Source organism: Herbaspirillum huttiense (assembly GCF_004367745.1).
In the GTDB taxonomy this organism is placed as follows: domain Bacteria; phylum Pseudomonadota; class Gammaproteobacteria; order Burkholderiales; family Burkholderiaceae_D; genus Herbaspirillum; species Herbaspirillum huttiense.
Genome location: NZ_CP037993.1, coordinates 4738165 through 4757987 on the forward strand (window position 1 = coordinate 4738165; position 19823 = coordinate 4757987).

The following is a 19823-nucleotide window of genomic DNA, read 5'->3' on the forward strand; positions in this document are numbered from 1 at the left end:
GCTCACCCCGATACGCAATTCCGCAAAAACTGCGCGGATACGTGATTGTACGTTTTTACTTGATGTTCTTCCAATAGGACGCGTTCAAACGCCACGCCAATACCGAGAAGATTCCCAGGAACAACAGTACCCAGACACCCAGCCGCTTGCGCGTATTCTGCGCCGGCTCGCCCATCCATTGCAAATAGGCAACGAGATCGGCGACATTGTTGTCATACTCCGCCGCGCTCATCTTGCCCGGCTTGACTTGCTCGAAGCCGGCAAACTTGTGGATGGTCTTGTTCGCGTCGTGAGGATCCTTCTCTTCCACGAACTTGGCCTTGCGGATACCTTGCAATTCCCACAACACGTGCGGCATGCCGACGTTGGGGAAAAGCATATTGTTCCAGCCGGTGGGGCGGCTGTCGTCCGTATAATAACTGCGCAGGTAGGTATAAATCCAGTCCGGACCGCTGCCAGCCTCCGAGGCCTTGGCCCGGGCGATCACCGACAGGTCCGGCGGTGTTGCGCCAAACCAGGCCTTGGCGTCCTGCGGCGACATCGAAATCTTCATCAGGTCGCCGACCTTTTCCCCACTGAACAAGAGGTTGTTCTTGATCTGGTCTTCGGACAGGCCGATGTCGCGCAGGCGGTTGTAACGCATGGCCGAGGCCGAGTGGCAGTTCAGGCAATAGTTGACGAACAGCTTGGCCCCGTTTTGCAACGAGGAAACATCCTTGGTACGGTCCGGGGCATGATCCAGCGGGAAGCCCCCTTCGTTGGCGCAGGCCAGCGCCGGCAGCAAGGCCAGCGCGGCAATCACTTTCTTGAGCAATGTCATGTTCTTGTCCTTTGGCGGCTGGCTTAGTGCGGATGGTAGACGACGCGCTCGGGCACCGGCTTGAAGGTACCGGCAGCACTCCACCACGGCATCAGCAGGAAGAAGCCGAGATAGATGAAGCTGCACACCTGCGAGACGGTGGTGCCGATGGCCGTCGGCGGTTGCACGCCGAGGTAGCCAAGGATGACGAAGGCGATGGCAAAGACCAGGTACACGTACTTGTGCCAGCTTGGACGATAGCGGATGGACTTGACCTGCGAATGATCCAGCCACGGCAGGCCGCCCAGGATCACCACCGACAGGCCCATCAGGACCACGCCCCAGAACTTGGCATCGAACACCAGCATGCCGGCGATGATGGCCAGGCCGATCACGATGGCCACGATCTTCAGCTTGGCCGTCAGGCGCGACTTGAACACCAGCAGGGCGACGTAGCACGCCACCCCGGCGATGAGCCAGCCCATGAAGTCCGCCGTGGTCGCACGCAGGATCGAGTAGAACGGCGTGAAGTACCAGACCGGTGCGATGTGCGGCGGGGTCTTGAGCGAATCGGCCGGGATGAAGTTGTTGTACTCCAGGAAGTAGCCGCCCATTTCCGGCGCGAAGAACACCACGGCCGAGAACACCAGCAGGAAGATCGAGACACCGAAGATGTCATGCACCGTGTAATACGGATGGAAAGGAACCCCATCCAGCGGTACGCCACGTTCGTCGGTCTTTTCCTTGATTTCCACGCCATCCGGGTTGTTGGAACCCACTTCGTGCAGCGCGATGATGTGCGCAGCCACCAGTCCGATGAGCACCAGCGGAATGGCGATCACGTGGAAGGAGAAGAAGCGGTTCAGCGTGGCGTCGGAAACGACATAGTCGCCGCGAATGAGCAGCGACAGGTCCGGGCCGATGAAGGGGATGGCGCCGAAAAGGTTCACGATCACCTGAGCGCCCCAATAGGACATCTGCCCCCAGGGCAGCAGGTAACCGAAGAAAGCTTCACCCATCAGGCAGAGGAAAATCCCCACCCCGAACAGCCACACCAGTTCGCGCGGCTTGCGGTAGGAGCCGTAGAGCAGGCCCCGCACCATGTGAAGATAAACGACGATGAAGAAGGCCGAAGCGCCGGTGGAGTGCATATAGCGCACCAGCCAGCCCCAGGGCACATCACGCATGATGTATTCGACCGAGGCGAAGGCCAGGTTGGCGTCCGGCTTGTAATGCATCACCAGGAAGATGCCGGTGACGATCTGGATCACCAGCACCAGCAGTGCCAGCGAGCCGAAGATGTACCAGAAGTTGAAGTTCTTCGGGGCGTAGTATTCGGAGAGGTGGGCTTTCCAGGTGGCCGTCAGCGGAAAGCGCGAATCGACCCAGTTCAGGGCCTTGGCGGCTACCGGAGCATCATCCGGCAGCTTCTTTTCGTGAAATGCTCCCATGATCAGGCCTCCCCTTTCTCGTCCTTGCCGATGACGAGCTTGTTGTCGCCTTCAAACATGTAGCGCGGGACTTGCAGATTGTCCGGCGCCGGCTTGTTCTTGTACACGCGGCCGGCCAGGTCGAAGGTCGAGCCGTGGCAGGGGCACAGGAAGCCGCCATGCCAGTCGTCCGGCAGCGAAGGCTGCGGGCCGCTCTGGAAGCGGGAACTCGGGGAGCAGCCGAGGTGCGGGCAGATGCCGACCACGACCAGGATGTCCTTGCGCAGCGAACGCCACTCATTGAGCGCGTAATCAGGCGTTTCGGAGAAATCGGTGCGCTTGGAGTTGGGATCGGCCACCTCGCCATCGGTCTTCTTGAGGGACTCGATCATCTCGGGGGTACGCTTGAGAATCCAGACCGGCTTGCCGCGCCACTCAACGGTGCGCATTTCACCGGGAGCCAGTGAAGAAATATCCACTTCCACCGGTGCGCCTGCTGCCTTGGCGCGTTCTGAAGGTTGCAGGGTGGAGACAAATGCTCCAGCGGTGGCCAAACCCGCTACACCTCCGGCCGCACAAGTCGCAACAAGCAAACCTCGTCGACTTGCGTCGACCTGATTCTCGTCAGTCATAAAGACCCCAATCTCCAAATGTAAGTTAGCGTGGACCTTCTAAGTGACCCTCATGCAACTTTTCGATTATATATAAGCTGAATAGGGTTTTGTAGCTAACGGCCGGTATGGTACAGGCTTGCGAAAATGAACATTTGACGCAGCGCAACCCCTTGTCAATCTGCTCTCGTTCTCAGTTTTTTTGCAGTGCGGCGTCAGTGCTTGTCCGATTTACTTTTGCTGCCGGGCAGGATATAACCCGTTGTAAGCCCGCCTCATGTTTAAACAGCAACTTTCAAAGGAGAAACCAGGGATGAGCATGCTCAAGGATTTTCGCGCCTTCGCGATCAAGGGAAACGTGGTCGACCTGGCCGTCGGTGTCATCATCGGCGGGGCCTTCGGCAAGATCGTCAGCTCGCTGGTCGAGGATATCATCATGCCCATCGTCGGCAAGATCTTCGGCGGCCTGGATTTCGCCAACTACTACCTGCCCCTGAACGGCCAAGCCTATGGCCTGCCGCTGGCGGAAGCCAAGAAGGCAGGTGCAGTCTTCGCCTACGGCAACTTCCTCACCATCTTCATCAACTTCCTGATCCTGGCGTTCATCATCTTCCAGATGGTGCGTGCCATCAACAAGGCGCGCGACCTGGCTTCCAAGCATGAAGAAGCTACTCCGGCCGCGCCTGCACCGACGCCGGAAGACGTGCTGTTGCTGCGTGAAATCCGCGATTCGCTCAAGAAGCAGGGCTGAGGCGCATCCTGCCCCAGAGTGCTTCACTTACCTGCCACGGCAAGTGAAGCAACAAGCATCGCGGCCCCGCCTCACACGGGATTGTCGATATCGATGAAGCGATGCTCGATACCGAAGTGCCCGGCCACATGTTCCCCTAGAGCCTGGATGCCATAGCGCTCGGTGGCGTGATGGCCGGCGGCCAGGTAGACGGTGCCGGTCTCGCGTGCGAGGTGCACGGTCGGTTCTGAAATCTCGCCGCTGATGTACGCCGTGGCTCCTGCTTCGATGGCCTCGCCCAGCATGCCCTGCGCTGCACCGGTACACCAGGCGACCTGCCCGATGGCCTGCTGCGGATCGCCGATGAGCAAGGGCATGCGTCCCAGGCGTTTTTCGATCAGCATCGCCAGGTCGGCGGCGGTCTTGACGGAGGGCGCATGGCAGCGTCCGATCCAGCCGATGTCGTTCTCGCCGAAGCGGCCGGTAGCGTCAAAGTCGAGTCGTTTGGCCAGTTGCGCGTTGTTGCCCAGTTCCGGATGTGAATCCAGCGGCAGGTGATAGCCGAACAGATTGATGTCATGCCCCAGCAGCAGCTTCAGCCGCCGCTGCTTCTGCCCGATCACGCGCATGTCTTCACCGCGCCAGAAGTAACCGTGATGAACCAAAATGGCATCGGCCTGCCATTCCACGGCGGCCTCGATCAGGGCCAGGCTGGCCGTGACGCCGCTGACCACGCGCCCAATGGTGGCGCGCCCTTCCACCTGCAAGCCGTTTGGGCAATAATCGCGATATTGCGCCGCGTTAAGCGTCTGCCCCAGATAGACTGCGAACTCGTTTCTGCTAATGTGGCGGGTCATCTCTTCCTCATCCGATCAGATTTTCAATCCAAATACCAAAAATTCTTTTATGCGACGTTTATGGCTGTTGTTTGCCCAGACCGTGACAGTGGGTCTGGCGGTGTGGTTCATTGTAGCGACCTTGAAGCCGGACTGGCTGTCCGGATCCTTCACTTCGCGCGCACGTCCCGCCCAGTCCACCATCCAGATGCAGGAAGCCACACCCGCCGCGCCCGCCCTGGACTCCTATCGCCATGCCGCGCGCCAGGCCATGCCCTCGGTGGTCAATATCTTCACCACGACCGAAGCGCGGCCACAGAAGAGCCCCTTCCAGAACGATCCGTTCTTCCGCAAGTTCTTCGGCGACCAGTTCGACGAACAGCAGCAGGATGACAAGCAATCCAGCCTGGGTTCGGGCGTGATCGTCAGCCCGCAGGGCTACATCCTCACCAACAACCACGTGGTGGAAGCCGCCGACAAGATCGAAGTGGCCCTGGCCGACGGCCGCAAGGCCAGCGCCAAGGTGGTCGGCATCGACCCCGAGACCGACCTCGCCGTCATCAAGATCGACCTGCCCAACCTGCCCGCCATCACCCTGGGCCATCCGGAAAACAGCTCGGTAGGCGACGTCGTGCTGGCCATCGGCAACCCGTTCGGCGTGGGCCAGACGGTGACCATGGGCATCGTCTCGGCGCTGGGCCGCAACCACCTGGGCATCAATACCTTCGAGAACTTCATCCAGACCGATGCTGCCATCAATCCCGGCAACTCGGGCGGTGCGCTGGTCGATACCAACGGCAACCTGCTGGGCATCAACACGGCCATCTATTCGCGCACCGGCGGCAACCTGGGGATCGGCTTTGCGATCCCGATGTCCACCGCCAAGACCGTGATGGAAGCCATCATCAGCCATGGCCAGGTGGTGCGCGGCTGGATCGGGGTGGAACCGCAGGACATCACGCCGGAACTGGCCGAGAGCTTCGGCCTGGGCAAGAAGACCGGCGCCATCATCGCCGGCGTGCTCAAGGGCGGTCCGGCTGACCGCGCGGGCATGCGTCCGGGCGACATCCTGGTGAGCATCGACGACAAGCCGGTGGCCGATACCACCGAGATGCTCAACGTCATCGCGCAATTGACGCCGGGCCAGCAGATCGCCATGACGGTGCTGCGCAAGGCGCAGGAAACCAAGCTGAACATCACCGTGGGCAAGCGTCCGCCGCCGCCCAAAAACGATGATGCCGACGAAGAATGAGCCAGGAGAATCTGATCCATGCACGTGCGTGACCTGATCCAGTTCCTCGGGGAACTGTCCGAAAACAACAACCGCGCCTGGTTCGTCATGAACAAGCCGCGCTATGACATCCTGCGCGAGGAATTCCTGGCGCTGACCATCAAGCTCATCGCCGAGATCAGCAAGTTCGATCCGGCCATCGCCGGCTGCAATCCGAAGAAGGCGCTGTTCCGCATCAACCGTGACATGCGCTTCTCCCATGACAAGCGCCCGTACAAGACGCACTTCTCGGCCGCCATCACGGCCAGCGGGCTCAAGAAGCCCAGCCAGGGCGGCGGTCCGGCCTACTACTTCCACATCAATGAAGCGGGACAACTGCTCATTGCCGGTGGTGAATACCTGCCGCCGACGCCGCGCCTGCGCGCCATCCGCAACCGCGTGGTGGAGGATGCAGCAGGCTTCACCAAGATGCGGAAGAACAAGAAGCTTGTTGCGACATATGGCGACCTGCAGGAAGAAGGAAAACTGCAGCGCCCGCCCAAGGGCTTCGATCCGGACACCCCAAACATCGAATACGTGAAGCTCAAGAGTTTCATCGTCTGGACCGAAGAGGACATCCGCAAGAAGATTCCGGCCGACCTCGGCAAGCAGGTGCTGGAAGGCTTCAAGGATGCTTATCCGCTGGTGCAATGGCTGCGCGAGATTCCGCTGGTGACCATCGAAGAGTGAACGGTTTATCAGGTGCATTCTCCTGAAACCAGAAACGACAAAGCCCGCTCATCATCGAGCGGGCTCTGTTTTTGAGGGATCGCCAGGCTTATTCGGTGGGCACGGAACTGCCAGGTTCCGCATCCGGCGCACGCGTGGCACGCTCGAAGATCGGTGCCACCAGCAGGCCCACCTCGTAGAGCAGCACCAGCGGCACGGCCAGCATCAGCTGGCTCATCACGTCTGGCGGCGTGACGACGGCGGCAACGATGAAGGCACCGACGATGACGTAAGGACGGATCTGCTTCAGCTTGGCCAGCGGCACCAGGCCCATGCGCACCAGCACGATCACGATCACCGGAACCTCGAAGGTCACGCCGAAAGCTACGAACATGGTCAGCACGAAGTCAACGTAGCTGTCGATGTCCGGTGCCACCGAGACTGACTTGGGCGCGAAATTGTTGATGAACGGGAAGACCACGCCAAAGACGAAGAAGTAGCAGAACGCGACACCGGCCACGAACAGCAGCGAGGACGAAATCACCAGCGGCGCGATCAGGCGCTTCTCGTGCGCATACAGGCCGGGCGCGACGAAGGCCCACAACTGGTACAGCACCCAGGGCAGCGAGATCAGCACGGCCACCAGCATGGTGACCTTGATGGGGATCAGGAAGGGAGTGATCACGCCGGTGGCGATCATCTTGCTGCCGGCGGGCAGCGCATGGATCATCGGCGCGGCCAGCACGTCGAAGATGTGGGCCGCGAACGGCATCAGGCAGAGGAACACCACCAGCACCACCGCAGCCGCCTTGACGATACGGCTGCGCAATTCGATCAGGTGCGAGATGAAGGTGTCTTCGGCTTGGGTGTTTTCTTCAGCCATGGATTCGGAGCATTCTGATGAAGTGAGACGCGCTGCGCCAAATTAGAAGAAACCTGCCGACTTGCCCACCCCGACCGGACGGCGATACTTGGCCACGCGGGCCGAGGCCGAGATCACGCGGGTCTTGTGACCGCTCTGGTGCTTGTACCAGGCCGGCACGCCGGTGGTACGCGAGAGCTTCTTGCGGCGGAAAGCCTTGGCCTTGATCGCATGCAGGGAGGGGTCGGGCGTGCTGGTCCAGCTGCTGCCGGCACTGCTGCTGTCGGACACCGAGGAATCGTCGCCGCCGTTCCAGGCGTCATTGATCGACGCTTCCGTATCGGACATGCTTTTATGAATGCTGTTGCTGACGTCGCTGGCGGCGTCCTGCACATCCTTGTGCATCTTGCGCAGCTCGTCGAGTTCCATCTCGCGGCTGACTTCGGACTTGACGTCGTTGATGTAGCGCTGGGCGCGGCCGAACAGGGTGCCGGCCATGCGCGCCACCTTGGGCAGGCGCTCGGGGCCGATCACGACCAGCGCGACCACGCCGATCAAGGCCAGCTTGGTAAGGCCGATATCAATCATGAGTCTGTGTGGACATTAAGAGGACAACGCGGGCGCGCCATGCGCTTGAAGACGGGAGTGCCCGCTGCAAATCACGATGCGGGCCCCTGCATGCCCGCCAGGAGGGCTGGCGGGCGGCCTGATCAGCTGCCGGACTTGTCCTTTTCCTTGGCCTGCACGTCGATGGCCGGGTCCTTCTTGGCCGGATCTTCCTCGCCGCCCTTGACGCCATCCTTGAAGCCCTTGACTGCCTTGCCCAGGTCGGAACCCATGTTGCCGAGCTTCTTGGTGCCGAAGACCAGCATCACGATCACCAGAACAATCAGCCAATGCCAAATACTGAACGAACCCATTCTCTTCTCCTAAGCGGACATCCCTGCCCTGTGTACAAGTGAAACCTGCCAGCCCCCGGGCCGGCGAATCCTTATTGTTGCACGAACCGTACCCGCCAGGGATGCGGGCCGCCAATCACGTGCATGTGCAGATGGTACACCTCCTGGCCGCCATCCGGTCCGGTGTTGACCAGGGTCTTGAAACCGCCGGTGGGCTTGCCTTCGTCATCGACGCCATAACCGCAGCCCTGCTCGGCCGCCAGGCGCGGTGCCAGGGCCAGCATCTTGCCCAACAAGGCTGCATGCTGCTCACCGCAATCGGCCAGCGTTGCCACATGCTGGCGCGGCACAATCAGGAAATGCACCGGCGCGGCCGGGTTGATGTCGTGGAAGGCGATCAGGTCCTCGTCCTCGTAGATCTTCTTCGAGGGAATCTGGCCTGCAGCAATCTTGCAGAAAATACAATTATCCAACGCCGTACTCCTGGGAAACAAGGGGATGGGAAAGTGCGCAGGACGCTCAGTCCTTGCGGGCAGCCTTTTCTTCCAGGCCAGAGAGGCCTTCGCGGCGCGCCAGTTCGTTGAGCACATCCTGCGGGCTCAGATCGAACTGCGCCAGCAGGACCATGGAATGGAACCACAGGTCGGCGCATTCGTAGAGCACCTTGGACTTGTCGCCCGAGACGCGGGCATCCTTGGCGGCCATCACGGTTTCGGTGGCTTCCTCGCCGATCTTCTTGAGGATGGCGTCATCCCCCTTGGAGAACAGCTTGGCGACGTAGGATTTCTCCGGATTGCCACCGTTGGCCAGCTTGCGCGACTCGATGACTTCGGCCAGTCGCTTCAGGGTTTCACTCATGATGGGGTCTTGTCGCTGTCCACGGGCTTGGGGATGGTCTTGCGCACGCGCTTGGGCTTGGCAGCCGGCTCGGCTGCGGCGGCCACCGGACTACCGCCGGCACCCGGCTGCAGATCCTTCAGCACCGGCTCCACCGTGACCCATTCGCCGCTGTCAGCGCTGCCTTCGAATTTCTGGAAGAAACAGGAATGACGGCCGGTATGGCAAGCAATGCCGGCCACCTGCTCGACCTTGAGCAGCACCACGTCTTCGTCGCAGTCCAGGCGGATTTCGTGCACTTTCTGGAAATGACCCGATTCTTCACCTTTGTGCCAGAGCTTCTTGCGCGAGCGGCTCCAGTAGACCGCCTGGCCGATCTCCACGGTGCGCGCCAGCGCCTCGCGGTTCATCCAGGCGAACATCAGCACATCATTGGATCCGACTTCCTGGGCGATCACCGGCACCAGGCCGACTTCGTCCCATTTGACCTTGTTGAGCCATTTGGCGCTGATGCTCATGCCAGCCTCATGGAAATGTTCTGGTCGGCCATGAAGCGCTTGGCTTCCTGCACGGTGTGCTGGCCATAGTGGAAGATGCTGGCGGCCAGCACCGCATCGGCCTTGCCCTTGGTGATGCCGTCGGCCAGGTCCTGCAGGCCACCCACGCCGCCCGAAGCAATCACGGGGATGCTGACGGCTTCGGACACCGAACGCGTCAGGTCGAGGTCGAAACCGCTCTTGGTGCCGTCACGGTCCATGCTGGTCAGCAGGATCTCGCCCGCGCCCAGCTGCGCCATCTTGCGCGCCCAGTCGACCGCATCCAGGCCGGTGGCCTTGCGTCCGCCGTGGGTATAGACCTCCCACTTGCCGTCGCCGGCGCGCTTGGCGTCGATGGCCACCACAATGCATTGGGAGCCGTACTTGTTGGCGGCATCAGCCACCAGCTGCGGATTGGTCACGGCCGAGGTGTTGATGCCGACCTTGTCGGCCCCGGCGTTGAGCAGGCGGCGCACATCTTCCACCGCGCGCACGCCGCCACCCACCGTCAGGGGGATGAAGACCTGCGAGGCCACGGCTTCGATGATGTCCAGGATCAGGTCGCGGCCATCGGAGGACGCGGTGATGTCGAGGAAAGTCAGCTCATCGGCACCCTGCTCGTCGTAGCGGCGCGCGATCTCGACCGGATCGCCGGCATCGCGCAGCTCCAGGAAATTGACGCCCTTGACCACGCGACCAGCGGTCACGTCCAGGCAAGGGATGATGCGTTTTGCAAGGGCCATGTTATTTGCTGCCGGAGAGGCGGTTGGCTTCCAGTTCGCGCGTCAGTTCATCCGCACGATCCTGGCCGCTGCGCAGGTCCAGCGTCCCTTCGTAGATGGAACGGCCGCAGATGACGGCTTCGATGCCTTCATCCTCGACCCGGCACAGCGCCTCGACGTCGCCCACGTGGTGCACGCCGCCCGAGGCGATGATGGGAATGGTCACGGCCTGCGCCAGGCGCACCGTGGCCTCGATGTTGACGCCGCCCATCATGCCGTCGCGGCCGATGTCGGTGTAGACGATGGCTTCGCAGCCATAGCCTTCGAACTTCTGCGCCAGGTCCACCACTTCGTGGCCGGACAGCTTGCTCCAGCCATCGGTGGCAACCTTGCCGTCCTTGGCATCCAGGCCCACGATGATCTGGCCGGGGAAGGCGCTGCAGGCGTCATGCAGGAAGCCGGGATTCTTCACCGCGGCGGTGCCGATGATGATGTAGGAGAGACCATCGTCCAGGTAGCGTTCGATGGTGTCCAGGTCGCGGATGCCGCCACCGAGTTGCACCGGGATTTCCTCGACGTCGTTCTCTTCGGCGAAGCTGGCGACCGCCTTGAGGATGGCCTTGACCGCCGCCTCGTTCTTGGGCTTGCCGGCGAAGGCACCGTTGAGGTCTACCAGGTGCAGGCGGCGCGCGCCCTGCTTGAGCCAGTGCAGGGCCATTTCCGCCGGATCTTCGGAGAAAACGGTGGCTTGTTCCATATCACCTTGTTTGAGGCGTACGCAATGACCGTCTTTCAGGTCGATGGCGGGTATGAGCAGCATGGCTAGGGGATGACTAGTCAGTAAAAAAGAAGGGTTGGCGACGGTCTGCGGCGAGGTTCTTGCCGGAAAGGCAAAAAATCAAGGTTTCCAGTGTACGAAATTCCGATACAGCTGCAAACCCGCCGAGGCACTTTTTTCCGGGTGGAACTGGGTTGCAAAAATATTATCGCGGGCCACGGCACAAGCGAAGTCACGGCCATACGGCGTTTGGCCAACGATCTGCGACGATTCGGCCGGGACGGCGTAATAGCTGTGGACAAAATAGAAGAAGGCGTTATCGGCAATGCCTGCCCACAGCGGATGGGCGCTGGTCTGGTGCACATGGTTCCAGCCCATCTGCGGCACCTTGAACAGCGATCCATCGTCCTGGCGCACGCCTTCGAGCTCGAAGCGCACGACCTTGCCGGGCAGCAGGCCCAGGCCGGGGGTGTCGCCTTCTTCACTCCAGTCGAACAGCATCTGCTCGCCCACGCACACGCCGAACAGCGGCTTGGTGCGGGAAGCTTCAAGGACCGCATCCTGCACGCCCGATTCGCGCAGGCTGCGCATGCAATCGGGCATGGCACCCTGGCCGGGCAGGACCACACGGTCGGCGGCGCGGATATCGGCGACTTCGCCGGAGATGCGCACGTCGGCTTCAGGCGCGACATGGCGCAGCGCCTGCGCCACCGAGCGCAGGTTGCCCATGCCGTAATCGACTACAACAATTTTATTCATGGCGACATTGAACGGCGCTCGCGCGCCGGGAAACCCAGATGAGTTAGCGATACCCTGCGTTTTACAGGCTGCCCTTGGTGGACGGAATCGTACCCGCAGCGCGCGGATCAAGTTCGACGGCCATGCGCAGCGCGCGGCCGAAGGCCTTGAACACGGTTTCGGCCTGGTGGTGGGCATTCACGCCACGCAGGTTGTCCACGTGCAGGGTCACCTGCGCATGATTGACGAAACCGTGGAAGAACTCGCTGGTCAGGTCCACATCGAAGGAACCGATCATCGAGCGGGTAAAGGGAATGTGGTATTCCAGGCCGGGACGGCCGGAGAAATCGATCACCACGCGCGACAAGGCTTCGTCCAGCGGCACGTAGGCGTGGCCGTAGCGGCGGATGCCCTTCTTGTCGCCGATGGCCTTGGCGAAGGCCATGCCCAGGGTGATGCCCACGTCTTCCACCGTATGGTGCGCGTCGATGTGCAGGTCGCCCTTGGCGTGGATGTCCAGGTCGATCAGGCCGTGGCGGGCGATCTGGTCCAGCATGTGATCCAGGAAGGGCACGCCGGTATCCAGCTTCTGCTGGCCGGTGCCATCCAGGTTGATCGCAACGCGGATCTGCGTCTCATTGGTATTGCGGACGACTTCGGCGGTTCTCGGTGTAGACATGGTCGGGGTTGGACGGGGTTCTATCGTTGGTAATGCGTGATGCCTGCTTGCCTGCGGTGGACCTTCAAACCTTCACTGCTCGCGCAGTGCATCTTTCAAGGCCGTCAGGAAGATGGCGTTTTCTTCATCCGTACTGACGGTAATGCGCAAACAGTTTTGCAGCAATACGTGCATTCTACCGGCATTTTTGACAAGTACCCTGCGCGCCAGCAAGGCGGCGCAGACTTTATCGGCGTCCGGGACGCGGATCAGGATGAAATTGGCCGCCGAAGGGAACACCTCCACGCCCTCCAGCGCCGCCAGTTCGGCCGCCAGCACGCTGCGCGCCTCACGCAGCTGCGCCGCCTGCGCCTCCAGCACCTGCAGGTGTTCCAGCACGAACAGCGCGACGGCTTCGGTGAGCATGTTGACGTTGTAGGGCGGACGCACCTTGTCCAATTCGCGCAACAGCGCCGGGGCCGCCGACAGGTAGCCCAGGCGGATGCCCGCCAGCCCCAGCTTGGAGACCGTTCGCATCACCACCAGGTTGTTGTGCTGCGGCAATGCCGGCATCAGCGTCGATGCAGCAAAAGGCTGGTAAGCCTCGTCCACCACCACCAGGCCATAGGGTGCGGCGGCTTCGATGATGCGCAGCACGTCGGCCATCGGATAGAGCGTGCCGGTCGGATTGTTGGGATAGCCCAGCCAGGTGACGACCGGCTTGTGTTGCTCGATGGCTGCCAGCATCGCGGGCAGGTCCAGCGTCAGGTCAGCGCGCAGTGGCACGCCCACATAATCCAGCCCGGCCATTTTTGCTGAGACACCATACATGACGAACCCCGGCTCCGGTGCCAGGATGGTCCGCCCCGGAATGGCACAGGCCACCGAAAGCATGGTGATGAGCTCATCCGAACCATTGCCCAGCAGGACGTCATAGCCCGCAGGCACACCCAGTTGCGCGCAGATGGCGGTTTTGAGGCGGGTATAGGACGGCACCGGATAGCGGTTCAGTTCCAGTGCGGCCAGCCGCTGCGCCAGTTCCTCACGCAAGGCCGGTGGCAGCAGGTAGGGATTTTCCATTGCATCGAGCTTGACCATCCCTTCGGCCGAGGGCACGTGATAGGACTGCCAGCCGCGCACCAGCGGGCGGATCACGTTGGCTACCAGGTCGTCCACGGTCTCAGGCTTGGAGGGATTCATCATCTTGGCTCGCAGGCGCCGGCGCATCGAGCGCGTCCAGACGCTGGCGGATCAGTTCGCAATAATCGGGATTGAGTTCAAAGCCGGTGAAGTGGCGCCCGCAACGGCGCGCAGCCACGGCGGTCGTGCCGCTGCCCATGAAGGGATCGAGCACCACGCCGCCCGGCGGACAGGAGGCCTTGACCATGCGCTCCACCACTTCCAGCGGTTTTTGCGTGGGATGGTCGGCGCGCTCTTTATGTTCACGATGCAGGCGCGACACACTCCATACATCCTTGGGGTTGTAGCCCATTTCCAGCCACTTGGCCCCGACGAAGATGGAGCGTGAACGTGCCTTCTTGGTCTGGGCATCGTAGGGGATGCGGATGGCATCGAGGTCGAAGAAATAATCCTTGGCCCGCGCGAAGAAACCGATGGTGTCATGCACCGAGGAATAGCGCCGGGTGCTGCCGCCCATGGAGGGCACGCGGCGATCCCAGATGATCTCGTTGACCATAATCATGCGCTGCTTGAGCATCACGAAGATTTCCGGTGAATTGCGCCAGGTCAGGAAGATGTAGAGACTGCCATTGGGCTTCAACTTGGGCAGCGCGGCATCGATCCACTGCTCGGTCCACGACAGATAAGCGGCCGTATCGAGCTTGTCGGAATCGTTGCCGTAATCCTTGCCCAGCCCATAGGGCGGATCGGCGATCATCAGGTCGACGCTGCCATCGGGAATGCGCGCCAGGCCAGCGGTGGCCGAGAGCGCATCCTCGCAGAATACGCGGTCCAGCCAGCCGGCACCTGCGAGGGAGTCGGTGGCGGAGGTCATCCTGTCACTTCCTGAGCCGCAGTTCGGCCGAGCGGGCGTGCGCCTGCAAGCCTTCACCGTAAGCCAGTTCGGCGGCGATCTTGCCCAGCGTCTGCGCGCCCTCTTCCGAGACGCGAATGATGCTCGAACGCTTCTGGAAGTCATACACGCCCAGTGGCGAGGAGAAGCGTGCCGTGCGCGACGTCGGCAGCACGTGGTTGGGACCGGCGCAGTAGTCGCCCAGCGATTCGGAGGAGAAGCGTCCCAGGAACATGGCACCGGCGTGACGGATCTGGTCCGCCCACTGCTGCGGCTCCTGGGCGGAAATCTCCAGGTGCTCGGCGGCGATCATGTTGGCGATCTCGCAGGCTTCTTCCATGTCGCGCACCTTGACCAGGGCGCCACGGTCGGTGAGCGACGTACGGATCACGTCCTTGCGCGGCATGTGTTCCAGCAGGCGGTTGATCGAAGCTTCCACCTTGGCGATGTAGTCCGCATCCGGGCACAGCAGAATGGATTGCGCCAGCTCGTCGTGCTCGGCTTGCGAGAACAGGTCCATGGCGATCCAGTCGGGATCGGTCGCGCCATCGCAGATCACCAGGATCTCCGAAGGACCGGCGATCATGTCGATGCCCACCACGCCGAACACGCGGCGCTTGGCGGCGGCCACATAGGCATTGCCGGGACCAACGATCTTGTCCACCTGCGGGATGGTGGCGGTGCCATAGGCCAGCGCGCCCACGGCTTGCGCACCACCGATGGTGAAGACACGGTCCACGCCGGCAATGGCGGCTGCGGCCAGCACCAGTTCATTCTTCACGCCATCCGGGGTCGGCACGACCATGATGACTTCCTGCACGCCAGCCACCTTGGCCGGAATCGCATTCATCAATACCGACGAAGGATAGGCGGCCTTGCCGCCCGGCACGTAGATGCCCACGCGATCCAGCGGCGTGACCTTCTGGCCCAGCTCGGTGCCATCGGCTTCGCGATACAGGAAACCATCCGATCCGCATTCCTTCTTCTGGCGCTCGTGATAAGCGCGCACGCGGTCGGCGGCGGTCTGCAGCGCATGGCGGCGCGCCTCGGGCAGGCCGGCCAGTGCGGCTTGCAGCGCATCCTTGCCGATTTCCAGCCCGGCCACGGAAGCGGCCTGCAGGCGGTCGAAGCGCTGGGTGTATTCCAGTACGGCGACATCGCCGCGCGCCTTCACATCGGCCAGGATGGTCGCTGCGGCGCGGTCGATGGCCTCGTCTTCGCTGGCTTCGAAGGCCAGCACGGCCGACAGCTTGTCACGGAAGCCGGCTTCGGCGGAATCGAGTTTTCGGATGGCAATGCTCATGGTCTCACCTGCTCTGCGAAGATATCTGGGGTCGTGGGATTACTTGGCCTTGGAAGCCTTCTCGAAGGCATCGAGAATCGGCTGCAGGCGCTCGCGCTTCAACTTCAGCGCGGCCTGGTTCACTACCAGGCGCGAGGAGATGTCGATGATGTGCTCGACTTCCACCAGCTTGTTGGCGCGCAGCGTGCCACCGGTGCTGACCAGGTCGACGATGGCGTCCGACAGGCCCACCAGCGGGCCCAGTTCCATGGAGCCATACAGCTTGATCAGGTCCACGTGCACACCCTTGGCAGCGAAGTGCTCGCGCGCGGTATTGACGTACTTGGTCACCACGCGCAGGCGCGCGCCCTGGCGCACCGCGCTGGCGTAGTCGAAACCTTCCTGCACCGCCACCGACAGGCGGCATTTGGCGATGTTCAGGTCGATGGGCTGGTACAGGCCTTCACCGCCGTGTTCCATCAGCACGTCCTTGCCGGCCACGCCGAAATCGGCCGCGCCGTATTGCACGTAGGTCGGCACGTCCGAGGCGCGCACGATGATGACGCGCACGTCGGGGTCATTGGTCGGCAGGATCAGCTTGCGCGAGGATTCAGGATCCTCGGCCACGGTAATGCCGGCGGCCTTGAGCAGCGGCAGGGTCTCTTCGAAGATACGGCCCTTGGACAGCGCCAGCGTCAGTTGTTGGGTCATGATGGTGTGCGTTTTCTGGGGTCCGTCAATTTACTTGATACGTTCGATATCGGCACCGATGGCCGACAGCTTGGCTTCCATGCGGTCATAGCCGCGGTCGAGGTGGTAGATGCGTTCCACCACGGTCTCGCCTTGCGCGGCCAGCCCGGCGATGACCAGCGAGGCCGACGCGCGCAGGTCGGTCGCCATCACCGGCGCACCGAGGAATTTTTCCACGCCGGTGACGATGGCGGTATTGCCTTCCACATCGATGGCCGCACCCAGGCGATTCAATTCCTGCACGTGCATGAAACGGTTCTCGAAGATGGTCTCGGTGACATGGCTGGTACCTTCAGCCAGGCAGTTCAAGGCCATGAACTGCGCCTGCATGTCAGTCGGGAAGCCCGGATATTCGGTGGTGCGGAAGCTCACCGCTTTGGGACGGCGCGCCATCTGGATGCGGATCCAGTCTTCACCCGAGGTAAGGATGGCACCCGCGTCACGCAGCTTGTCCAGTGCAGCATCCAGCAAACCGGCGCGGGTGCGGTGCAAGGTCACGTCGCCACCGGTGGCGGCGACAGCGCACAGGAAGGTGCCGGTCTCGATGCGGTCCGCGATGACTTCATGTTCGGCACCGTGCAGCTTCTCCACACCCTGGATGACCAGGCGGTCGGTACCGATGCCCTCGATCTTGGCGCCCATTTTCACCAGCAGATGGGCCAGATCGCCTACTTCCGGCTCACGCGCGGCGTTTTCCAGCACGGTCTCGCCATCGGCCAGGGCCGCGGCCATCAGGAGGTTCTCGGTGCCGGTCACGGTGATCATGTCGGTGACGATGCGCGCACCCTTGAGACGCTTGGCCTTGGCATGGATGTATCCGGCCTCGATATGAATTTCCGCGCCCATCGCCTGCAGTCCCTTGATGTGCTGGTCCACCGGACGTGAACCAATGGCACAACCGCCGGGCAGCGACACCTTGGCCTGGCCGAAGCGCGCCAGCAAGGGGCCCAGCACCAGGATCGAGGCACGCATGGTCTTGACCAGTTCATACGGCGCTTCCGGGCGGGTGATGTCGTTGCCGTTGAGGACCAGCTGCTCGCCGTTCTCGCGCACGCGCAGGCCCATCTGGCTCATCAGCTTGGTAATGGTGACCACGTCCTGCAGGTGCGGCACATTGGAGAGCACCAGGTCGCCATCGGTGAGCAGGCCCGCGCACAAGATGGGCAGGGCGGCGTTCTTGGCACCGGAAATGGTGACGTCACCGGAGAGGCGCTTGCCGCCACGGATCAAAAGCTTGTCCATCGTGTTGCCTTATTTCTGGAATTCTTCGGGGGTCAGGGTCTTCATCGACAGCGCGTGGATTTCTTCACGCATGCGGTCGCCCAGGGCGGCATAGACCAGCTGGTGGCGCTGAATCAGGCGCTTGCCGGTGAAAGCTTCGGCGACGATGACGGCGGTGAAGTGCTGGCCATCGCCCTCCACTTCCAGGTGCTGGCAGTCGAGGCCGGCGGCGATATAGCTTTTGACGAGTTCAGGTGTGGGTAGCATGGTGAGGCTCTTCACGGGAATGGGGGAGATGGCGGGGCGCGGCGTGCTCAATGCGAACCTGCGCGCAGCTTGTAGCCGCTCTTGAGCATGCGTACGGCCAGGGTCGACAGCGCCACGAAGAACACGGCGACGATACCGAGGCTGGTCATGGGGGGAATGTCGGACTGGCCGAAGAAGCCGTAGCGAAAACCGTCGATCATATAAAAAAACGGGTTGAAATGCGATACCGCCTGCCAGAACGGGGGCAGCGAGTGTATCGAATAGAACACGCCGGCCAGGAAGGTCAGCGGCACGATCAGGAAATTCTGGAACGCCGCCAGCTGGTCGAACTTCTCCGCCCAGATCCCGGCAATCAGGCCCATGGTGCCCAGGATGCCCGCACCCAGCAGGGCGAACACCAGGATCCACAGGGGGGCGACGAAGTCCAGGTGGCCGAACCAGACGGTGACCACGAACACGCCCGCACCCACCATCAGGCCACGCACCACGGCCGCCAGCACGTAGCCGCCGAACAATTCCCAGTGGGACAGGGGTGTCAAAAGCACGAACACCAGGTTACCGGTGATCTTGGACTGGATCAGCGAGGAAGAGCTGTTGGCAAAAGCATTCTGCAGCACGCTCATCATCACCAGGCCCGGCACCAGGAAGCCGGTGTAGTTCACGCCCGGATAGACCTGCACGCGGTCCTGCAGGACGTGGCCGAAGATCAGCAGGTACAGCAGGGCCGTGACGATGGGCGCAGTGATGGTCTGGGTGGCGACCTTCCAGAAACGCAGGATTTCCTTGTAGAACAGGGTGCGGAAACCGATCATTTTTCATCTCCCATGATCTGGATGAAGACGTCTTCCAGGTCGGCCTGCTGCAATTGCAGATCATCGATCTCCGCGCCCGAGGCGCGCAGCGTGGCCAGGATGGGTTCGACTTCCTTGTAGTCATTCACGCGCAGCGTGTACTTGTTGGCGGCATTGCCGGCCAGCAGCTCCTCGGGATGGGTGACCAGCGCCTTGAGGCCATCGGGCAGGCTGCCGCGCTTCAGTCGCAGCACCATCTGCGAACCGGAGATGCGGCGGATCAGCGCATCGGTCGAATCCAGCGCCACCACCTTGCCGAACTTGAGCATGGCGATGCGATTGCACAGGGCCTGGGCTTCTTCCAGGTAGTGCGTGGTCAGCACGATGGTATGCCCCTCGCGGTTGAGGCGGCCGATGAACTGCCACAGGGTCTGGCGCAGTTCCACGTCCACCCCGGCGGTCGGCTCATCGAGCACGATGACCGGCGGTTTGTGCACCAGCGCCTGGGCCACCAGCACGCGCCGCTTCATGCCGCCGGAGAGCGCGCGCATGTTGGTATCGGCCTTGTTGGTGAGGTCGAGGTTGTCCATGACCTCGTCGATCCACTTGTCATTGTTGGTCAGGCCGAAATAGCCGGACTGCATGCGCAAGGTCTCGCGCACGGTGAAAAAGGGATCGAAGACCAGTTCCTGCGGTACCACGCCCAGGTTCATGCGCGCGCCGCGATAGTCGCTGACCACGTCATGTCCGTGGATGGTGACCGAGCCGGAATCGGCCCGATTCAGGCCGGCGATGATGGAAATCAAGGTGGTCTTGCCGGCGCCGTTGGGGCCGAGCAGACCAAAGAATTCACCTTCTTCGATTGCCAGCGACACACCACCCAGCGCCTGCAGGGACTGGTAGCGCTTCTTGATGTCTGTGATTTGGAGAGCGGCCATTGCCTCGCCCGTTCAATACGTTACTTGCCAGAAAGAAATAAGGAGCCAGGAGTTCCACCGGGGAATCCGCTGTCCGCCTCGCCTCGGCCGCGCCATCCTCCCGACGGGGAAGCATATGACGCAGTCATGTTGTCGTTGCGCTATGAAATAGCCGGAATGTTTTGCCG

At 61.9% G+C, this 19823-nt stretch carries 24 protein-coding genes and 1 pseudogene; 3 read left to right on the forward strand and 22 right to left on the reverse strand.

The features are described from left to right. Positions 1-55: 55 nt before the first annotated feature. From E2K99_RS21120 to petA, 3 genes are read right to left on the reverse strand one after another with little or no spacing between them, the layout of a single operon-like run. The gene (locus tag E2K99_RS21120; RefSeq protein WP_134223457.1) at positions 56-820 is read right to left on the reverse strand and encodes a cytochrome c1; all 765 of its coding nucleotides are present in this window, start codon (positions 818-820) and stop codon (positions 56-58) included. A gap of 23 nt (positions 821-843) precedes the next feature. Continuing rightward, entirely contained in the window at positions 844-2250 is a 1407-nt protein-coding gene (locus tag E2K99_RS21125; RefSeq protein WP_134223458.1) for a cytochrome b, read from the reverse strand. A 2-nt stretch (positions 2251-2252) separates the two neighbouring features. Further along, positions 2253-2861, reverse strand: coding sequence for a ubiquinol-cytochrome c reductase iron-sulfur subunit (petA, locus tag E2K99_RS21130; RefSeq protein WP_034330802.1), 609 nt, complete (start codon positions 2859-2861; stop codon positions 2253-2255). Positions 2862-3153: 292 nt separating this feature from the next. Between petA and mscL the strand changes: the two genes are divergently transcribed. After that, positions 3154-3591 carry a large conductance mechanosensitive channel protein MscL gene (mscL, locus tag E2K99_RS21135; protein ID WP_134223459.1) on the forward strand — a complete coding sequence of 146 codons (438 nt, stop codon included), beginning with the start codon at positions 3154-3156 and terminating at the stop codon, positions 3589-3591. 71 nt (positions 3592-3662) lie between these two features. On the opposite strand, the gene E2K99_RS21140 is transcribed toward mscL, so the two are convergent. Next, positions 3663-4427 (reverse strand): Nif3-like dinuclear metal center hexameric protein, encoded by a 765-nt coding sequence (locus E2K99_RS21140; RefSeq protein ID WP_134223460.1) that lies wholly within the window; start codon positions 4425-4427, stop codon positions 3663-3665. A gap of 49 nt (positions 4428-4476) precedes the next feature. Here E2K99_RS21140 and E2K99_RS21145 point away from each other — a divergent pair, with 49 nt between their 5' ends. Both E2K99_RS21145 and E2K99_RS21150 read left to right on the forward strand, forming a co-directional pair. Further along, positions 4477-5658: a Do family serine endopeptidase gene (locus tag E2K99_RS21145; RefSeq protein WP_034330798.1), complete on the forward strand. Its 1182-nt coding sequence runs from the start codon at positions 4477-4479 to the stop codon at positions 5656-5658. An 18-nt stretch (positions 5659-5676) separates the two neighbouring features. After that, positions 5677-6366 carry a DUF2461 domain-containing protein gene (locus tag E2K99_RS21150; protein ID WP_121040409.1) on the forward strand — a complete coding sequence of 230 codons (690 nt, stop codon included), beginning with the start codon at positions 5677-5679 and terminating at the stop codon, positions 6364-6366. An 88-nt stretch (positions 6367-6454) separates the two neighbouring features. Here the strand turns inward: E2K99_RS21150 and tatC are convergent, their stop codons facing one another. From tatC to E2K99_RS21240, 18 genes and pseudogenes are all read right to left on the reverse strand, one after another. After that, positions 6455-7228, reverse strand: coding sequence for a twin-arginine translocase subunit TatC (gene tatC, locus E2K99_RS21155; protein ID WP_134223461.1), 774 nt, complete (start codon positions 7226-7228; stop codon positions 6455-6457). Between the two features lie 42 nt (positions 7229-7270). Next, positions 7271-7795: a Sec-independent protein translocase protein TatB gene (gene tatB / locus E2K99_RS21160; RefSeq protein ID WP_134223462.1), complete on the reverse strand. Its 525-nt coding sequence runs from the start codon at positions 7793-7795 to the stop codon at positions 7271-7273. A gap of 122 nt (positions 7796-7917) precedes the next feature. After that, a complete protein-coding gene (tatA, locus tag E2K99_RS21165; RefSeq protein WP_039783860.1) occupies positions 7918-8127 on the reverse strand; it encodes a Sec-independent protein translocase subunit TatA in 210 nt (69 codons plus the stop codon). Between the two features lie 71 nt (positions 8128-8198). Further along, a complete protein-coding gene (locus tag E2K99_RS21170) occupies positions 8199-8579 on the reverse strand; it encodes a histidine triad nucleotide-binding protein (RefSeq protein ID WP_134223463.1) in 381 nt (126 codons plus the stop codon). A gap of 46 nt (positions 8580-8625) precedes the next feature. Then, positions 8626-8964: a phosphoribosyl-ATP diphosphatase gene (locus E2K99_RS21175; protein ID WP_069374928.1), complete on the reverse strand. Its 339-nt coding sequence runs from the start codon at positions 8962-8964 to the stop codon at positions 8626-8628. Positions 8965-9077: 113 nt separating this feature from the next. Further along, positions 9078-9461 (reverse strand): annotated as a pseudogene (gene hisI / locus E2K99_RS21180) (phosphoribosyl-AMP cyclohydrolase); the annotation flags it as partial. Then, positions 9458-10222: an imidazole glycerol phosphate synthase subunit HisF gene (gene hisF, locus E2K99_RS21185; protein ID WP_134223465.1), complete on the reverse strand. Its 765-nt coding sequence runs from the start codon at positions 10220-10222 to the stop codon at positions 9458-9460. The gene hisF and the pseudogene hisI, both read right to left, overlap by 4 nt. A 1-nt stretch (position 10223) precedes the next feature. Next, complete coding sequence (hisA, locus tag E2K99_RS21190; protein WP_039783854.1) at positions 10224-11021, reverse strand: 1-(5-phosphoribosyl)-5-[(5-phosphoribosylamino)methylideneamino]imidazole-4-carboxamide isomerase; 798 nt, start codon at positions 11019-11021, stop codon at positions 10224-10226. A 78-nt stretch (positions 11022-11099) separates the two neighbouring features. Continuing rightward, entirely contained in the window at positions 11100-11738 is a 639-nt protein-coding gene (gene hisH, locus E2K99_RS21195) for an imidazole glycerol phosphate synthase subunit HisH (protein ID WP_134223466.1), read from the reverse strand. Between the two features lie 61 nt (positions 11739-11799). After that, positions 11800-12396, reverse strand: coding sequence for an imidazoleglycerol-phosphate dehydratase HisB (gene hisB / locus E2K99_RS21200; RefSeq protein WP_013235995.1), 597 nt, complete (start codon positions 12394-12396; stop codon positions 11800-11802). A 72-nt stretch (positions 12397-12468) separates the two neighbouring features. Further along, positions 12469-13575 (reverse strand): histidinol-phosphate transaminase, encoded by a 1107-nt coding sequence (gene hisC / locus E2K99_RS21205; RefSeq protein ID WP_134224192.1) that lies wholly within the window; start codon positions 13573-13575, stop codon positions 12469-12471. Then, on the reverse strand, positions 13556-14389 hold the full coding sequence (locus tag E2K99_RS21210) for a DNA-methyltransferase (protein ID WP_134223467.1): 834 nt from the start codon (positions 14387-14389) through the stop codon (positions 13556-13558). Before E2K99_RS21210 ends, hisC begins: the two co-directional genes overlap by 20 nt. A gap of 4 nt (positions 14390-14393) precedes the next feature. After that, a complete protein-coding gene (gene hisD, locus E2K99_RS21215) occupies positions 14394-15710 on the reverse strand; it encodes a histidinol dehydrogenase (protein ID WP_134223468.1) in 1317 nt (438 codons plus the stop codon). A 39-nt stretch (positions 15711-15749) separates the two neighbouring features. Further along, positions 15750-16400 carry an ATP phosphoribosyltransferase gene (hisG, locus tag E2K99_RS21220; RefSeq protein WP_134223469.1) on the reverse strand — a complete coding sequence of 217 codons (651 nt, stop codon included), beginning with the start codon at positions 16398-16400 and terminating at the stop codon, positions 15750-15752. A gap of 30 nt (positions 16401-16430) precedes the next feature. Continuing rightward, positions 16431-17681 carry a UDP-N-acetylglucosamine 1-carboxyvinyltransferase gene (gene murA / locus E2K99_RS21225; RefSeq protein ID WP_134223470.1) on the reverse strand — a complete coding sequence of 417 codons (1251 nt, stop codon included), beginning with the start codon at positions 17679-17681 and terminating at the stop codon, positions 16431-16433. A gap of 9 nt (positions 17682-17690) precedes the next feature. Then, positions 17691-17927, reverse strand: a complete 237-nt coding sequence (locus tag E2K99_RS21230; protein WP_039783960.1) for a BolA family protein — start codon at positions 17925-17927, stop codon at positions 17691-17693. Between the two features lie 47 nt (positions 17928-17974). Continuing rightward, complete coding sequence (locus E2K99_RS21235; protein WP_034330737.1) at positions 17975-18739, reverse strand: ABC transporter permease; 765 nt, start codon at positions 18737-18739, stop codon at positions 17975-17977. Continuing rightward, positions 18736-19656 (reverse strand): ABC transporter ATP-binding protein, encoded by a 921-nt coding sequence (locus E2K99_RS21240; RefSeq protein WP_039783846.1) that lies wholly within the window; start codon positions 19654-19656, stop codon positions 18736-18738. Before E2K99_RS21240 ends, E2K99_RS21235 begins: the two co-directional genes overlap by 4 nt. Between the last annotated feature and the right edge of the window lie 167 nt (positions 19657-19823).

What these genes read in the sequence shown, in the direction of transcription:
- E2K99_RS21175 (WP_069374928.1), bottom strand. Translation starts at nt 8,964, where the DNA reads ATGAGTGAAACCCTGAAGCGACTGGCCGAAGTCATCGAGTCGCGCAAG.
- hisC (WP_134224192.1), bottom strand. Translation starts at nt 13,575, where the DNA reads ATGAATCCCTCCAAGCCTGAGACCGTGGACGACCTGGTAGCCAACGTG.
- hisF (WP_134223465.1), bottom strand. Translation starts at nt 10,222, where the DNA reads ATGGCCCTTGCAAAACGCATCATCCCTTGCCTGGACGTGACCGCTGGT.
- tatA (WP_039783860.1), bottom strand. Translation starts at nt 8,127, where the DNA reads ATGGGTTCGTTCAGTATTTGGCATTGGCTGATTGTTCTGGTGATCGTG.
- petA (WP_034330802.1), bottom strand. Translation starts at nt 2,861, where the DNA reads ATGACTGACGAGAATCAGGTCGACGCAAGTCGACGAGGTTTGCTTGTT.
- hisG (WP_134223469.1), bottom strand. Translation starts at nt 16,400, where the DNA reads ATGACCCAACAACTGACGCTGGCGCTGTCCAAGGGCCGTATCTTCGAA.
- mscL (WP_134223459.1), top strand. Translation starts at nt 3,154, where the DNA reads ATGAGCATGCTCAAGGATTTTCGCGCCTTCGCGATCAAGGGAAACGTG.
- E2K99_RS21210 (WP_134223467.1), bottom strand. Translation starts at nt 14,389, where the DNA reads ATGACCTCCGCCACCGACTCCCTCGCAGGTGCCGGCTGGCTGGACCGC.
- E2K99_RS21140 (WP_134223460.1), bottom strand. Translation starts at nt 4,427, where the DNA reads ATGACCCGCCACATTAGCAGAAACGAGTTCGCAGTCTATCTGGGGCAG.
- E2K99_RS21145 (WP_034330798.1), top strand. Translation starts at nt 4,477, where the DNA reads ATGCGACGTTTATGGCTGTTGTTTGCCCAGACCGTGACAGTGGGTCTG.
- E2K99_RS21235 (WP_034330737.1), bottom strand. Translation starts at nt 18,739, where the DNA reads ATGATCGGTTTCCGCACCCTGTTCTACAAGGAAATCCTGCGTTTCTGG.
- murA (WP_134223470.1), bottom strand. Translation starts at nt 17,681, where the DNA reads ATGGACAAGCTTTTGATCCGTGGCGGCAAGCGCCTCTCCGGTGACGTC.
- E2K99_RS21230 (WP_039783960.1), bottom strand. Translation starts at nt 17,927, where the DNA reads ATGCTACCCACACCTGAACTCGTCAAAAGCTATATCGCCGCCGGCCTC.
- hisH (WP_134223466.1), bottom strand. Translation starts at nt 11,738, where the DNA reads ATGAATAAAATTGTTGTAGTCGATTACGGCATGGGCAACCTGCGCTCG.
- tatC (WP_134223461.1), bottom strand. Translation starts at nt 7,228, where the DNA reads ATGGCTGAAGAAAACACCCAAGCCGAAGACACCTTCATCTCGCACCTG.
- E2K99_RS21240 (WP_039783846.1), bottom strand. Translation starts at nt 19,656, where the DNA reads ATGGCCGCTCTCCAAATCACAGACATCAAGAAGCGCTACCAGTCCCTG.
- hisB (WP_013235995.1), bottom strand. Translation starts at nt 12,396, where the DNA reads ATGTCTACACCGAGAACCGCCGAAGTCGTCCGCAATACCAATGAGACG.
- tatB (WP_134223462.1), bottom strand. Translation starts at nt 7,795, where the DNA reads ATGATTGATATCGGCCTTACCAAGCTGGCCTTGATCGGCGTGGTCGCG.
- E2K99_RS21125 (WP_134223458.1), bottom strand. Translation starts at nt 2,250, where the DNA reads ATGGGAGCATTTCACGAAAAGAAGCTGCCGGATGATGCTCCGGTAGCC.
- E2K99_RS21150 (WP_121040409.1), top strand. Translation starts at nt 5,677, where the DNA reads ATGCACGTGCGTGACCTGATCCAGTTCCTCGGGGAACTGTCCGAAAAC.
- hisA (WP_039783854.1), bottom strand. Translation starts at nt 11,021, where the DNA reads ATGCTGCTCATACCCGCCATCGACCTGAAAGACGGTCATTGCGTACGC.
- E2K99_RS21120 (WP_134223457.1), bottom strand. Translation starts at nt 820, where the DNA reads ATGACATTGCTCAAGAAAGTGATTGCCGCGCTGGCCTTGCTGCCGGCG.
- hisD (WP_134223468.1), bottom strand. Translation starts at nt 15,710, where the DNA reads ATGAGCATTGCCATCCGAAAACTCGATTCCGCCGAAGCCGGCTTCCGT.